Origin of the sequence: Gardnerella sp. 26-12 (assembly GCF_001660745.1) — a bacterium.
Lineage (GTDB): Bacteria > Actinomycetota > Actinomycetes > Actinomycetales > Bifidobacteriaceae > Bifidobacterium > Bifidobacterium swidsinskii.
In genome coordinates, this window is record NZ_LWSR01000013.1 from 1 (window position 1) to 15,842 (window position 15,842).

At 41.7% G+C, this 15,842-nt stretch carries 8 protein-coding genes and 1 tRNA gene; 4 read left to right on the forward strand and 5 right to left on the reverse strand.

The window, feature by feature from the left end; translation table 11 throughout:
• Positions 1-50: 50 nt before the first annotated feature.
• Positions 51-1,613 carry a glutamine-hydrolyzing GMP synthase gene (guaA, locus tag A5295_RS01490; protein ID WP_064621521.1) on the reverse strand — a complete coding sequence of 521 codons (1,563 nt, stop codon included), beginning with the start codon at positions 1,611-1,613 and terminating at the stop codon, positions 51-53.
• Between the two features lie 402 nt (positions 1,614-2,015).
• Here guaA and A5295_RS01495 point away from each other — a divergent pair, with 402 nt between their 5' ends.
• The 3 genes from A5295_RS01495 (at position 2,016) to A5295_RS01505 (ending at position 7,843) form a co-directional block, all read left to right on the forward strand.
• Positions 2,016-4,493 (forward strand): phosphoketolase, encoded by a 2,478-nt coding sequence (locus tag A5295_RS01495; protein WP_004111342.1) that lies wholly within the window; start codon positions 2,016-2,018, stop codon positions 4,491-4,493.
• Positions 4,494-4,756: 263 nt separating this feature from the next.
• Positions 4,757-6,463 carry a phosphate acetyltransferase gene (gene pta / locus A5295_RS01500; protein ID WP_064621522.1) on the forward strand — a complete coding sequence of 569 codons (1,707 nt, stop codon included), beginning with the start codon at positions 4,757-4,759 and terminating at the stop codon, positions 6,461-6,463.
• A 150-nt stretch (positions 6,464-6,613) separates the two neighbouring features.
• Positions 6,614-7,843 carry an acetate/propionate family kinase gene (locus A5295_RS01505; RefSeq protein WP_064621523.1) on the forward strand — a complete coding sequence of 410 codons (1,230 nt, stop codon included), beginning with the start codon at positions 6,614-6,616 and terminating at the stop codon, positions 7,841-7,843.
• An 80-nt stretch (positions 7,844-7,923) separates the two neighbouring features.
• Here A5295_RS01505 and aroA read toward each other — a convergent pair whose 3' ends face one another.
• Positions 7,924-9,285, reverse strand: a complete 1,362-nt coding sequence (aroA, locus tag A5295_RS01510) for a 3-phosphoshikimate 1-carboxyvinyltransferase (RefSeq protein WP_064621524.1) — start codon at positions 9,283-9,285, stop codon at positions 7,924-7,926.
• 82 nt (positions 9,286-9,367) lie between these two features.
• Positions 9,368-9,441, reverse strand: a tRNA-Pro gene (locus A5295_RS01515).
• A 184-nt stretch (positions 9,442-9,625) separates the two neighbouring features.
• Here A5295_RS01515 and A5295_RS01520 point away from each other — a divergent pair.
• Positions 9,626-10,729: a hypothetical protein gene (locus A5295_RS01520; RefSeq protein WP_064621525.1), complete on the forward strand. Its 1,104-nt coding sequence runs from the start codon at positions 9,626-9,628 to the stop codon at positions 10,727-10,729.
• 108 nt (positions 10,730-10,837) lie between these two features.
• On the opposite strand, the gene glgX is transcribed toward A5295_RS01520, so the two are convergent.
• Together glgX and A5295_RS01530 are read right to left on the reverse strand one after the other, a co-directional pair.
• Positions 10,838-12,967 (reverse strand): glycogen debranching protein GlgX, encoded by a 2,130-nt coding sequence (gene glgX / locus A5295_RS01525; RefSeq protein ID WP_064621526.1) that lies wholly within the window; start codon positions 12,965-12,967, stop codon positions 10,838-10,840.
• Positions 12,968-13,048: 81 nt separating this feature from the next.
• The gene (locus A5295_RS01530) at positions 13,049-13,933 is read right to left on the reverse strand and encodes a Nif3-like dinuclear metal center hexameric protein (protein WP_004106979.1); all 885 of its coding nucleotides are present in this window, start codon (positions 13,931-13,933) and stop codon (positions 13,049-13,051) included.
• Positions 13,934-15,842 lie beyond the last annotated feature (1,909 nt).

A 15,842-nucleotide genomic window follows, 5' to 3' on the forward strand; every position in this document is an offset into this window, starting at 1 on the left:
ATTTAAGAAGACTTAAATAATCGTTACAGATTACATATTTACTTTGACGGTCACTCCCACTCAATCGTGGCAGGCGGCTTAGAAGTTACATCAAGCACTACACGATTAATTTGACGACATTCATTCGTGATTCGAGTAGAAATATTTGCCAATACATCGTAAGGCACACGAGACCAATCAGCTGTCATGGCATCCTCAGAGCTCACAGGACGCAAAACAATTGGAGAACCATATGTGCGCTCATCACCCTGAACACCAACAGAATGAACATCAGCAAGCAAAACAACTGGGCATTGCCAAATATCGCGATCCAATCCAGCTTTAGAGAGCTCTTCGCGCGCAATAGCATCTGCTTCACGAAGAACAGCTAAGCGTTCGCGTGTAATCTCACCCACAATACGAATACCTAAACCAGGACCCGGGAATGGCTGACGCCAAACAATTTCATCTGGAAGTCCAAGCTCAGTTCCAATAGCACGAACTTCATCCTTAAACAAAGTACGCAAAGGTTCAATAAGCTTAAACTTCAAATCTTTTGGCAAACCTCCAACATTGTGATGAGATTTGATATTTGCAGCACCATCACCACCACCGGACTCAACTACATCCGGGTAAAGTGTGCCTTGCACAAGGAACTTAACTTCAGCTCCAGTTTTACCAGCTTCTTCAATAACTTGACGCTGAGCTTTTTCAAAAGTGCGTATAAACTTTTCGCCAATAATCTTGCGCTTGCGCTCCGGCTCACTCACGCCTTTAAGTGCGTTCAAAAAGTCATCTTCTGCATCAACTGCAATAAGTTTAATGCCTGTTGCTTCAACAAAATCATGCTTAACCTGCTCAACTTCGCCTTTACGAAGCAAACCGTGGTCAACAAAAACGCAAGTAAGCTGATTGCCAATTGCTTTATGCACCAATGCTGCAGCAACAGCAGAATCTACGCCACCAGAAAGACCACAAATAACTTGTGCATTCCCAACTTCTGCGCGAATCTTAGCAACCTGATCTTCAATAATGTTAGAAGGATTCCAATTATTATCTAATCCTGCACACTTATGTAAGAATGTAGATATAAGTTCCTGACCCAATGGAGTGTGTTTAACTTCTGGATGCCATTGCACACCGTAAAGTTTGCGACTTTCGTCTTGCATTGCTGCAACTGGAGCACCTTCTGTGTGAGCCAAGACCGTAAAACCTTCTGGAGCACGCTTAACAGCAACACCGTGACTCATCCAAGTATTCTGCGCAGATGGAGATCCGGAAAGTAAACCTTCAGAATCATCAATAGTTGCAGCAGTCTTGCCATACTCACCAAGTGCAGCTTTATCGACATCGCCACCAAGCTCATGAGCCATTACCTGGAAGCCATAGCAAATACCAAGAACCGGTACACCTGCTTCAAAAATCTTTGGATCAATGTCAGGAGCACCTGGTTCATAAACAGAAGCAGGACCACCTGAAAGAATAATAGCTTGAGGATCCTTAGCAAGCATTTCGTCAACTGGCATAGAGTGAGGAACAAGTTCTGAATACACATTTGCTTCGCGCACTCGACGAGCAATAAGCTGAGCGTATTGAGCGCCAAAATCAACGACAAGCACTGGTCCTTTTGCCATGATTCTCCTTATATATAAGTTCTAATACGATTCAACTTATAATAGTGAAACTTTGCGACGTTACGTAATTACAAAACGCCGAAAATTAAACACAAAAGTTACACGTACAGTCTAACACTGCAAAATAACGTTGACAGATTTTTGTGCGAAACGCTTAACTATAAAGTATAAAATGAACATTAAATATAACATAATCTATACAAATGGCTCATTTTTTACGCACATAATCACACATTTTTTCAACACAAATGCACGAAGAAGTAACCAAACGAACAAAAGTCAGACGCTGGCACTATACTGAAACGGATGGAAAAAGAGCTGTAATACATTTGTTTTCCAGTCTCTATAACCAAATGGTAATGATCAAATTGCACTGAAAAGTGCTTGAGTACAGGAGTACACATGACGAGTCCTGTTATTGGCACACCTTGGAAGAAGCTCAACGCTCCAGTTTCCGAGGCAGCTATCGAAGGCGTAGACAAGTACTGGCGCGTTGCCAACTATCTTGCAATTGGCCAAATTTATCTTCGCAGCAACCCTCTAATGAAGGAGCCGTTCACTCGCGAAGATGTTAAGCATCGTCTGGTGGGCCACTGGGGCACCACTCCAGGTCTTAACTTCCTTATTGGCCACATCAACCGTTTCATTGCTGACCACCAGCAGAATACCGTGATTATCATGGGTCCAGGCCACGGCGGCCCAGCTGGTACTGCTCAGTCCTACCTCGACGGTACTTACACTGAGTACTATCCAAAGATTACAAAGGACGAAGCTGGTTTGCAGAAGTTCTTCCGCCAGTTCTCTTACCCAGGCGGTATTCCTTCTCACTTCGCTCCTGAAACCCCAGGCTCCATCCACGAAGGTGGCGAGCTTGGTTATGCACTCTCCCACGCTTACGGCGCTGTTATGAACAACCCAAGCTTGTTCGTTCCAGCAATCGTTGGCGATGGTGAAGCTGAGACCGGTCCTTTGGCTACCGGTTGGCAGTCCAACAAGCTTGTGAACCCACGTACCGATGGTATCGTGCTTCCAATCCTGCACTTGAATGGCTATAAGATCGCTAACCCAACAATTCTTTCCCGTATTTCCGATGAAGAGCTTCATGAGTTCTTCCATGGCATGGGTTACGAACCATACGAGTTCGTTGCTGGCTTCGACGATGAGGATCATATGTCCATCCACCGTCGCTTCGCTGACATGTTCGAAACTATCTTCGATGAAATTTGCGATATTAAGGCTGAGGCTCAAACTAACGATGTAACTCGTCCTTACTACCCAATGATTATCTTCCGCACTCCAAAGGGTTGGACCTGCCCGAAGTTCATCGATGGCAAGAAGACCGAAGGTTCTTGGCGTGCACACCAGGTGCCACTGGCATCTGCTCGCGATACCGAAGCTCACTTCGAGGTTTTGAAGAACTGGATGAAGTCCTACAAGCCTGAAGAGCTCTTCGATGAAAAGGGTGCTGTTAAGGAAGACGTTCTTTCCTTCATGCCAAAGGGCGAACTCCGTATTGGCGAAAATCCAAACGCCAATGGTGGTCGTATTCGTGAAGACTTGAAGCTTCCAAAGCTTGAAGATTACGAAGTCAAGGAAGTTAAGGAATTCGGTCACGGCTGGGGTCAGCTCGAAGCTACCCGTCGTCTTGGTGTTTACACTCGTGACATCATCAAAAACAACCCAGATTCCTTCCGTATCTTCGGACCAGATGAGACTGCTTCCAACCGTTTGCAGGCTGCTTACGAAGTAACCAACAAGCAGTGGGATGCTGGCTATCTCTCCGGCTTAGTCGATGAGCACATGGCTGTTACCGGTCAGGTCACCGAGCAGCTTTCCGAGCATCAGATGGAAGGCTTCCTCGAAGGTTACTTGCTCACCGGTCGTCACGGCATCTGGAGCTCCTACGAGTCCTTCGTACACGTTATCGACTCCATGTTGAACCAGCACGCAAAGTGGCTTGAGGCTACCGTTCGTGAGATCCCATGGCGTAAGCCAATCTCCTCTGTGAACTTGTTGGTGTCCTCTCACGTATGGCGTCAGGATCACAACGGCTTCTCGCACCAGGATCCAGGCGTAACCTCCGTGCTCTTGAACAAGACCTTCAACAACGATCACGTAATCGGCATTTACTTCCCAGTAGATTCCAACATGTTGCTTGCTGTTGCTGAAAAGGCTTACAAGTCCACCAACATGATTAATGCTATCTTCGCTGGTAAGCAGCCAGCTGCTACTTGGTTGACTCTCGACGAAGCTCGCGAAGAGCTCGAGAAGGGTGCTGCTGAGTGGAAGTGGGCTTCCAACGCTAAGAACAATGACGAAGTTCAGGTTGTTCTCGCTGGTGTTGGCGATGTTCCACAGCAGGAATTGATGGCAGCTGCCGACAAGTTGAACAAGCTTGGCGTTAAGTTCAAGGTTGTTAACGTTGTTGACTTGCTCAAGTTGCAGTCCGCTAAGGAAAACAACGAAGCTTTGACTGACGAAGAGTTCACTGAGCTCTTCACTGCTGACAAGCCAGTCCTCTTCGCTTATCACTCCTATGCACATGACGTTCGCGGCTTGATTTATGATCGTCCAAACCACGATAACTTCAACGTTCATGGCTACAAGGAGCAGGGCTCCACCACAACACCATACGATATGGTTCGTGTGAACGACATGGATCGTTACGAGCTTACCGCTGAAGCATTGCGCATGGTTGACGCCGCTAAGTATGCCGACGAAATCAAGAAGCTCGAGGACTTCCGTCTCGAAGCCTTCCAGTATGCAGTCGACAAGGGTCTTGATCACCCAGACTACACCGATTGGGTATGGCCAGGCGTTAAGACCGACAAGCCAGGCGCTGTCACCGCTACCGCTGCAACCGCAGGCGATAACGAGTAGTTTTAAGCTGATAAAGTTAAAACTGGTTAGCTAAAACATTTCGGGAGTCAATCGAAAGATTGGCTCCCGTTTTGTGTATTAAAACAAACAATGCAATAAAACTAGTTATATGCAAAATAAATTACATTTATAATTACTATTTTGTGCGTGTACAACATAGATAAGCCGTACAATAGAAAAAGTTTGTTTATATTGCAAAATGCAAAACTTACATTAACAATATAAACCTAGCAGTAACACGAAGTATCAAAGGAGAACGCATCGTGTCGCGTATTAATGTAACAATTATCGGCAACGAAGATATGTACGGCAGAAATGCTGTTGCATTCGGAATAACACATATTCTGTCTAATAACTACAGCACTACTGTTTTTCGTCCATGCGCTCAACCAAATGACACTTTTACTAAACAACTTTTGGGTATCGCAAATACTTCAACGAAATTAGAGCAAGTTATTGCAACAACTCCAGAAATAGTTAGAACAAATAAAGACACAGTGCGAGGAGATATCGTTGCGCGCTATAACGAATTATTGCAATCCACCTCTGCTCAAGCTTCTATTATTGTTTCTAGTGACGCAAACCCAGCATATGATCCAGAACTGTTTTCTTTCGACGCAACTGTTGCAGCTGACTTGGCATCACCTGTTTTTCTCACAGTTTCAGCTCAAGGCAGAAACTCACAACAAATTTTACAAACTATAGATTCTGCAAATGCTTGCGTTCTTAAATCATGCACACAAGTTTTAGGAGTATTTGTTACAAACTGCGATCCAGAACTTGGAGCTGAGTTAATGCGTGACTATAGCTCTAGGAATTATGCAAACTCAAACGACGAAGCATCCCGAGTAAGCCAAACTCCATTATGGGTTTTGCCACCAATAGATGAAGAAACTAAAAATTCTTCATTAGAAACATTCGTAAATTGCGTTCGAGAAAATGATGTTCTTAATGCTCTCCACCAACCATTTAAAGTTCCAACTACACCTTATGCTTTCCAATACAGTTTATTAGGGAAAGCAAAAGAAAATAAGAAAACTATAGTTCTTCCGGAAGGAGAAGAAGATCGTATTCTTAAAGCAGCAAACTATTTGCTAGAACGTGATATTGTAAATCTAATTATCATTGGAGAACGCGAATCTATTCTTGCTCGAGCAGAAGAACTAAATCTCAATTCTCTTTGCAAAGCTAGTTTCCAATCTATGCACGATGAAGCAATGCTAAGCCATATGATTACAAAACTTTGCGAATTAAGAGCAAAGAAAGGAATGACAGAAAAGCAAGCGCGTGAACAATTAACAGATGCAAGCTACTTCGGCACCATGCTAGTAGTACTAGGTCAAGCAGACGGTCTTGTTTCTGGTTCAGTTAATTCAACCGCTAACACTGTACGTCCTGCTCTTCAAGTTATCAAAACTAAGCCTGGTTCTAAGCTGGTTTCTGGAGCATTTCTTATGTGCTTCAAAGATCACGTATCTGTATTTGCAGATTGTGCAATCAACCCAAATCCTAGTGCAGAACAGCTTGCTGATATTGCTATTCAGTCTGCACACACTGCTGAGACTTTCGGACTCAACCCTAAAGTTGGAATGCTATCCTATTCAACGCTTGGTTCAGGAAAAGGGCCAGATGTTGATACTGTAGAGGAAGCAACACGCATTGCGAAAGAAAAAGCACCTGATTTAGCAATTGTTGGATCTATACAGTTTGATGCAGCATGGTCTCCTACAGTTGCTGCAGCAAAAGCAAAAAATAATAGTATTGCTGGTCATGTGAATGTATTTGTATTCCCTGATTTATGCGCAGGAAATATCGCTTATAAAGCCGTGCAACGCTCTAGCGGAGCACTGGCTGTTGGTCCAATTTTGCAAGGATTAAATAAGCCTGTAAATGATTTGTCTAGAGGAGCTTTAGTACAAGATATTATTAATACCGTTGCTTTAACCGCGTTAGAAGCACAATCAGAATAAACATAATAAAGCTCCTAAAACAGCACCACAGTGTATACACGATTTTTAGGTATTGCATTGCACTCAATATCTTTAAGTTTGTAGGAACTTAACGCTAAACTAGAGCGTGGCAATTTACAAGCCTTATCAATACTTATGGAGGATGCCCACATGGCAAAAACCGTTCTTGTTATCAATTCTGGTTCCAGTTCGATTAAGTATCAGCTCGTTGACTTAGAAAGCGGTGAAGGTATCGCTTCCGGCATCGTTGAGAAGATTGGCGAGCCAGTTGACGGACACTACAAGCACGTATTCAATGGCGAAAAGCATGAGTTCGATGAGCCAGTTCACGACCACGAGCAGGGCTTAAAACGCGTACTTGGATTCTTCGAAGAATATGGTCCAAAGCTTTCAGAGTCTGGCATTGTTGCTGTCGGTCACCGCGTTGTTCAGGGTGGCTTAACATTCCCTAAGCCTGCATTAGTCAATGAAAAGACAATCAATAAGGTTAAGGATTTGGCAGTTTTGGCTCCACTTCACAACGGCCCAGAAGCTGTTGGCGCTGAAGTCATGACTGAACTTTTACCAGACGTTCCGCAGATTATGGTATTCGATTCTTCCTTCTTCCATGCTTTGCCACAGGTTGCAGCAACCTATGCTTTGAATAAGGAAATTGCAGACCGCTATCATATTCGTCGTTACGGTGCTCACGGCACTTCTCACGAATACATTGGCTCTGTTGTTCCAAGCGTTGTAGGTAAGCCTGCAGAAGGTTTGAAGCAGATTGTTTTGCACATTGGTAACGGTGCTTCTGCTTCTGCTCAGATTTCTGGCAAGCCAGTTGAAACCTCTATGGGCTTAACCCCACTCGAAGGCTTAATGATGGGCGGTCGCACTGGCGATATTGATCCAGCTGTAGTCTTCCACCTCATTCGCAACGCTCACATGAACGTGGACGAACTTGACACTCTCTTCAACAAGCGTTCCGGCATGATGGGCATGACTGGTCACGGCGATTTGCGTGATATTCACAAGCTCATCGCAGAAGGCGATGAAAACGCTAAGCTCGCTCTCGGCGTATACGTGCACCGCATTGTTGGATACATTGGCAACTACACTGCTCAAATGGGCGGCGTTGACGTCATTACCTTCACAGCTGGTGTTGGCGAAAACGACGAAATCGTGCGCGCTCGCGTATGCGAAAAGCTTGAGCCATTCGGCGTTAAGCTCGATAAGGAAAAGAATTTGGTTCGTTCTAAGGAGCCACGCGTTATTTCCACTCCAGACAGCTCTGTGATTATTGCTGTAATTCCAACGAACGAAGAGTTGGCTATCGCACGCAAGGCTGCAGCTATTGCTGAAGCTGGCGAAGATAGCTACGGCAACAAGTTCAAGCACTAAATTGTTTGCGCTTAACTGCGTAGAACAAACAAATAAATAGATATAAATAATCCCGGGTCAAAAAGGCTCGGGATTATTTGTTATTCAAGCATTTTATGCCACATGCCTGGAAAATCAGGAATCGTTTTGCGAGTAGTAGAAATATTTTTGATTCTCATATTTTCTATGCGCAATCCAAGCATTGCAGCAAAAGTTGCCATTCTGTGATCCGCATAAGTTTCCATTACTTCCCCATGCATATGATTACTTGGCTCAATACGAATTCCATCTTCGAGCTCTTTAGCGCCAATCCCAACTCGATTCAATTCATTAACTAACGCTTGCAAACGATTCGTTTCATGCCCTCTCAAATGCGCGATACCATGAAGTTCACTTGGACCGTCCGCAAAAGCGAGAATAGCTGCAATACTAGGAGCAATCTCCCCTGCTGCACTCAAATCAAGATATGGAATTGCTTTAATCGCACTATCGCTTTCCACATGCATTATTCCAGCATCATCACCTGTTTTTTCAAAATTAACTTTTGCACACATTTTTTCTAATATTCCAGGAAGCAATCCTCCAGGTTGAGTTGAAGAAAACGGCCAATTAGGCATACTGACACTTCCTCCAGCAATCAATGATGCTCCTAAAAATGGCGCAGCATTAGAAAGATCAGGCTCTATAGTAACAACGTTAGCTAGATTTATTTTACTCTCTTTAACATGCCACATTGCGTTGCTAGTCATATTTACAGACCCACCCGCTTTGCAAATATCGTCCATAGTCATGCGAATATGTGGCATACTTGGCAATGTGTCACCAATATGTTTAAGCTCTAATCCACCAGGAATACGTGAACCAATCAGAAGCAGCGCAGAAATAAATTGTGATGATGAAGAAGAATCAATTTGCACGATTTTTTCAGAAAAATTATTTATTTTAAATTCGACTGAAGGTGGCGTAATAGTAAAAGGTAAAAAACCCTCTTCTTCGTGATATTTTACGCGAGCACCAAGCTGCTCTAAACCGTCAAGAACTGGCTTCATAGGACGAGCATAAGCTTGCTTATCGCCATCAAATCGCACAGCTTTATTTGCAAATAAAGCTAATGCTGCAACGAAACGCATTACAGTTCCAGCTAAACCGCAATACACTTCAGCATTATCTGAAACCCTAAAAACTCCGTCTTCTGGAGGAATTACACGAAGCTTAGTTCCATCTTCATTTAATGACTCACATCTAACGCCAAATGTAGATAAAGCGTTAATCATAAGATCCGTGTCGCGCGAGCGCAATAATCCTTGTAAAACTACTGATTTTGTGCCCAAAGCTGCCAAAATTAAATAACGATTCGACAAAGATTTACTGCCAGGAACCTCAATATAAGCTTTTAATTGATGATTAGCATACGGTGCTTTCCAAGGAGTAGTGCAATCTGCAATATCGTTAATATCACTCATACTATGAATACTATCGATTAACATGTACTGCTAAATAAGAATAAAAAAGCAAAAATACGCATATTTCATTAGATATAAAAAGTCGGGGTGACAGGATTCGAACCTGCGACATCCTGCTCCCAAAGCAGGCGCGCTACCAAACTGCGCTACACCCCGAGACTTTTGAACTGATTACCAGTTCCAAGCACAATCAATTACAATAGCGCACTTTGCAGACAAATGCAAATTACGACACACGTATTATGAAAATTTTTTCTTCATTACAAAATTCAACTAGCAAAACTCATTACTAGCTACCAAACGATACAATAGAATTAGTTTGAAGAAAAAGGGGCTAAGTATGGGACGCTTCCAGCGAACAGAGGCAATGGGCTTAATATCATTCATAGTTTGCGCAGCTTGTGGAATGATTATTATGAGAATGTATATAGTAACAATGCCAGCGTTTTGGCAAATTAGTCAGCGACTATTCCTTACAGCTTCAACTATTGTGTCTTTGTGCAGCGTAGGCGCTTTTATTGTTGGATACTTGCGTACAAATAAAAAAGTTATCAGCCATCACTTAATTCGAGTAGCTAAGCATGCGTTTGAAATAACAGCACTTTCTACGATTTACGGCGCGACAATGTTTCTTATGTCTTTTGCTTTGCTATCTATTATTAATAGTATTATTGGCAGAGCAGCAATGAACAGTTATTTACCAGTATTATGCTCAGCATTATCTGGAATTGTTGGATACGCAACTCTTATTCAAGCTGAGCTTCTCGAAGCTAAAACAGTGGCTTCTCTCCTGCCATTATTCGTTATTTCTGGAGCTGCAACTGCAGGTCTTACGACAGATGATCCGTACTGGTATAACAATAATTTCTCTCAACTTGGAGACCGCACAACATTTGCAGCTAGTATGTTTAATGCAACACTTGTTTTGTCAGGAATTTGCATTATTATAACGAGCTACTTTGCTATTACTGAATTCGTTGCAACGCAGCATGAAATGCTGCAACACAATAGCCAAAAACTAATTAAATACTTCAAGATGCGCACAACTGTTATGGCAGCTTTGCTGATTCTTGGAGGAATATCGTTTATTGGAATAGGAACTTTTAGATACACACCACATCCTTTCTTACATGATTTGTGTGCTCGAGGAGTAACAGGATTAATTTGCACAATGCTTGTATGTCTTCCATGGCTTGCGCCTAAGCTTTCTCGCACATTCTATATTGCTTCCGATTTAGCGGTTATTCTTACTGCGTGGGCAGGAAATCAGTGGATACATGGAAATAATACTCTTACAAATGTTGAAGCATTATCGTGTCTGCTGTTTCTTGGATGGATTATTGTATTTTCACGACAAGTTGCGGCTATGCAAAGCGATCGTCTTCAATCAAAAATAAATCAAGCTTTAGTATTAAATAGAAGCTCAAAAGCACAAATAGAATAAGAACAAAAAGATAAATTAAACTAACAAAAGCAGCGTAGAAACTTAAATTTCTGCGCTGCTTTTAGTTTTTTACAAGTCACGAAATTCTTTACAAACAAAACATAATATTTAATGTTCTGGTTTATGCTCACTCATAAGAAGCAAGAAACTACGAGATTGTGCAACAATATTAAATCCTGCCTCATATAACAATTCTGGACCCTTTGGATTATATGTGTCCACAATCAACTTCCACTTCTCACCATAACGTTTATCTGGCAAAGTAAAAGTAATAGGTTCATAATGCGCATTAAAAATAAGAATAAAGTCATTATCAACCATTCTCGTTCCATACCAGTCAGTTTCTGGAATATCCGAACCATTCAAATAAATCATCACAGATAAAGCATGAGTATTTGACCAGTCCTCCATATCCATAACAGTACCATTATGGTCAAGCCATTCAACTTGTGGAATATCGCTTACATCATCTCCAGCAGAACGACCCGTAAAGAAACGACGACGATGCAACACAGGGTGCTTTAATCGCAAGTGAATAAGCTTGGAAACGAAATCGAACATATCTCGTTGAGTTTCGTTATAATCCCAACTTATCCACGAAATAGCGTTATCTTGGCAATAAGCATTGTTATTACCATTCTGCGTGCGCATGACTTCATCACCAGCGCATATCATAGGAATGCCCTGGCTCATCAAAAGAGTTGAGAACAAATTACGTATTTGACGTTCACGCAATTCATTAACATCGTGAATATTAGTAGGTCCTTCAACACCGCAATTCCACGAACGATTGTCGTTCGCACCATCGCAATTGCCTTCCTTATTAGCTTCATTATGTTTTTCGTTATAGCTAACTAAATCGTTCATAGTGAAGCCATCGTGAGCTGTAATAAAGTTCACGGAAGCTACAGGCTTTCGTCCATTTTGCTCATATAAATCTGAGCTACCCATAAGTCTACTGGCAAATTCAGGTAATGTAGATGGTTGCGAACGCCAAAAGTCGCGGACACAATCGCGATATCTTCCATTCCATTCGGACCAACTTGGAGGGAATCCACCAACTTGATATCCACCAACACCAATATCCCAAGGCTCAGCGATAAGTTTTACACTTGAAATAATAGGATCCTGCTCAATAATGTCAAAGAATGCAGAAAGTTTATCTACTTCTTGGAACTGACGCGCAAGAGTTGCTGCTAAATCGAAACGGAAGCCATCAACATGCATTTCAGTTACCCAATAACGCAAACTATCTGTGATTAACCGCAATGCTTTTGGAGAACGCATAAGTAAGGAATTACCAGTACCGGTAGTATCAAAATAATGACGCTGGTCATTATCTACAAGGCGATAATATGCGCGATTATCAATACCACGGAAACTCAAAGTAGGACCACGATCATTGCCTTCAGCAGTGTGATTGTAAACCACGTCTAGAATAACTTCCATACCTGCAGCATGATATGCCTTAACCATTGATTTAAATTCGTTAACTTGCTCTCCGCGCTGACCAGAACTGGAGTAAGAATTTTGAGGAGCGAAGAAACCAATAGTGTTGTATCCCCAGTAGTTACTTAATCCTTTATTTTGCAAGAAAGAATCGTTTACAAACTGATGAATAGGCATCAATTCTATTGCAGTAACACCAAGCTTCCTTAAATAAGAAATAACGCTTGGATGTGCAAGTCCAGCATAAGTGCCTCTAATATCTGGAGGAACACGTTTATCAAGATTAGTCATTCCACGAACATGAGCTTCGTAAATAACGGAATCATGATACGGAATCATAGGGTGCTGATCATTACCCCAATCAAAATACGGATTAATAACTGCAGCCTTCATCGTATGATCCGCAGAATCTAAAGTATTCATTGCTGAAATATCATCTGGATTATCAAACCAATACGAGAAAAGACTCTCATCACCGTCTATATTTCCTTCAATCGCCTTGGCATATGGGTCAAGCAACAACTTATGAGGATTACACCATAAACCATGAGAAGGATCATAAGGTCCGTGAACACGATAACCATAACGCTGACCAGGCTGTATGCCTGAAACATAGTTATGCCACACGTATGAGTTCTGCTCAGTCATATCAATACGTGTTTCGTTATCATGCTCATCAAATAAACATAATTCAACGCGCTTAGCAACTTCGGAAAACAGCGCAAAATTCACGCCAGCGCCATCATAGTTTGCGCCAAGCGGATACATGGAACCTGGTCGTATATGCATAATATAAGTATCTCATATATTCGAGTAGTTTTCACGTCATGTTGACGTTATTTAAAAAAAGATTGAATTTAAATGAAAGCCTCAATTAATAACGTAATTCCATGGATCGCAAGCTTCACCTAACCAAGCAACTTCTGGACGCTCTCCATACATTTCTTCTATGCAATCAGCAATATCATTAATCGCATAAGTAAACCACAATGATTCAATAGCACTATGAGAAGTGTTAATAATCATAGGATATGTGTGTTGAATGTAATCTTCACCAGAAGAAAGACGCAGTTTCGATTCATATTTAGCTCGCTCAATTGCATCAAGTGCAGGATGATGACGCAAATCGCTTGTAACATATACGTCAACTTTTTCCTTGCGAACTTCATCTAACAAGCTTTCCCCAGAACCAGGCAAAACAGCTACTGTACTAACTTTCGCATCAAGATTTCCAGCAACTTGAACACCAACTTTTGTATGAGGAAGAACGTTAAAAACATTTTGCGCAAAATCACGCAATGATATTGGCACATCCAAAACACCAATTCTGCCTAAGCCAATGTTACGTCCAGCAGAATCAATCTGTTTAGAAACAACAATTGGGCGCAAATTATGAAGACCAAAATACTCTGCCGCAGCATGAGCAACTCCGCGCCACGCGACATCCGCATTAGTGTGACCAACCCATAGCGCACAATTATTACTAATTAAGCGCTGTACAATTTCGCCACGAACAGTTTCGTTTGAAACTCCATGCACAGCTTTGAAAAATAGCGGATGATGAGTCACTAATAGGTTTGCACCCATTGATAACGCTCGATCAACTGCGCTAATCGTAGGATCACTAACACATACGATTCGCTGAATTTGGGAATTCAAGTCTCCAACAATAAGACCAGGCTCATCCCACTCTTCAGCAAAGCTTAATGGGTACAATGTTTCTATAGCTTCAATTACTTTGCTTAATCTAATCATTTCTTCTACCTTTAAGCAGTGCTAATGCGCTGCTAGTTGCCAATCTACACCAACTCCAGTAGAAACATTAAGAGGAACGTCTAAATGCACAGCATTTTCCATAGCTTTACGCACAATATTTTCTACCTGCGCTTGCTCACCATGTGAAATTTCCAGAATCAATTCATCATGTATTTGCAATATTACGCGGCTGCGCACTTTTGCTTCACGCAATCCCAAATCAACACGAAGCATAGCAAGTTTCATAATATCTGCTGCAGTACCTTGTATTGGAGCATTAAGAGCTCCGCGCTCAGCAGCTTCACGAGATGCACGATTATTGGAAGAAAGTTGCGGGAAATACCTACGTCGACCAAACATAGTTTCTGTGTACCCAAGTTCTTTTGCCTTCGACACAAGAGATTCCAAATAGTCATGAACATTGCCAAAAGTATCAAAATACTTATTTTTTAACATTTCAGCTTCAGCCGGACTAATAGAAAGTTGTTTTGCCAGCCCATAAGTACTCAATCCATATGCCAATCCATAGCTCATAGCTTTTACGTGAGAACGTTGATCCGGCGTTACTTGTTCAACAGGAATCTTATAAACTAAGCTAGCAACATATTTATGAAAATCTACGCCGGAACGGAATGCTTCAATAAGAGTTTTATCATGAGATGCATGGGCCATAATACGAAGCTCAACTTGTGAATAATCACAACTCATTAAATATTCAAATTCTTCTCCTGGAATAAAAGCAGCACGAATTTCACGACCAGCAGCATTCCTATTAGGAATATTTTGAAGATTAGGATCAGCAGAACTTAAACGTCCAGTTGCTGCAATAGTCTGCTCAAAAGTTGTATGGATGCGCCTATCGTCATAATGAGCTGCATCAATTAAACTTTGCACAATCTGTTTCAATTTATTAGTTTCGCGATGTTTAAGTAAAGCACCCAAGAATTGACTTGCAGGTTCTTCGGGATCGAGTTTAACGTACATAGCTTGCAAAGCTTCGGCATTAGTCGTGTACGAGCCATTCTTTGTGCGACGAGTAGGTTTAAGACCAAAATGCTCAAAAAGTATTTGCTGCAGCTGCTTAGGGCTTTGTAAATTAACAGAACTACCTGCAACTTTCCAAGCCATATTTTGCGCAAACTCAGCATCTGCAGAAAATTGCTTAAGCATACCACTTAAACGTTGCATATCAACTGCAGCACCGACGTCTTCCATGCCACGCAAAACTCGCGAAATAGGCATTTCCAAATCAGTCATCAAACCAGTTTGTTTTCTATCATCAAGTGTTGAAGCAAAATGAAGAGCCAAAAGACGAATAAGAAGCGTAGTTCTTAAGAATTTAGCTTCACACGCTTGAGTTTGCTTTTCATTAGTTTCTTCTTCACTAGCTGGCATTCCATCGTCAATAAGAAGATCAAGCTCACCCTGCTTAGCTTCATTTTCACCCAAATTATCTTCATCTGACTGAATATCTAAATAATGTTCAGCCATATTTTCTAACGTTTCAGCTCGAAAATCAGGCTCCAATAAATATGATGCCAATCGAGTATCAAGAAGTGGAGTGCCAAATGAATTATTCGAATCGAATAATTTTAGCGATTTTAGCAATCCCAAATGCTTTTTATAATCATGCAATACTGTTATTGAGGAATTTTTTTGCAAGAACTTTCGTAACATCTCAAGCAAAGCTTGATCTGACGATTGCAAATCAGTCGTATATAATATTGCAGCTTTATTAGCAATAAGAATTATTAAACAATCTGCAATCAACTCAAAATGATGTTTTGAATTCTTATTGCACTCATGAGCGTATATTACAACTTCTTGATTTTTCAGTATAGGTTCGGCACATTTACGAGAATTATTTATAATCTGTCTCTTATACACATCTGACGCTGCCGACGAAGAG

Bases quoted from the DNA above. Each gene is read 5' to 3' on its own strand.
- guaA (WP_064621521.1), bottom strand. From the start codon at position 1,613: ATGGCAAAAGGACCAGTGCTTGTCGTTGATTTTGGCGCTCAATACGCT.
- A5295_RS01495 (WP_004111342.1), top strand. From the start codon at position 2,016: ATGACGAGTCCTGTTATTGGCACACCTTGGAAGAAGCTCAACGCTCCA.
- A5295_RS01505 (WP_064621523.1), top strand. From the start codon at position 6,614: ATGGCAAAAACCGTTCTTGTTATCAATTCTGGTTCCAGTTCGATTAAG.
- aroA (WP_064621524.1), bottom strand. From the start codon at position 9,285: ATGAGTGATATTAACGATATTGCAGATTGCACTACTCCTTGGAAAGCA.
- A5295_RS01520 (WP_064621525.1), top strand. From the start codon at position 9,626: ATGGGACGCTTCCAGCGAACAGAGGCAATGGGCTTAATATCATTCATA.
- glgX (WP_064621526.1), bottom strand. From the start codon at position 12,967: ATGCATATACGACCAGGTTCCATGTATCCGCTTGGCGCAAACTATGAT.
- A5295_RS01530 (WP_004106979.1), bottom strand. From the start codon at position 13,933: ATGATTAGATTAAGCAAAGTAATTGAAGCTATAGAAACATTGTACCCA.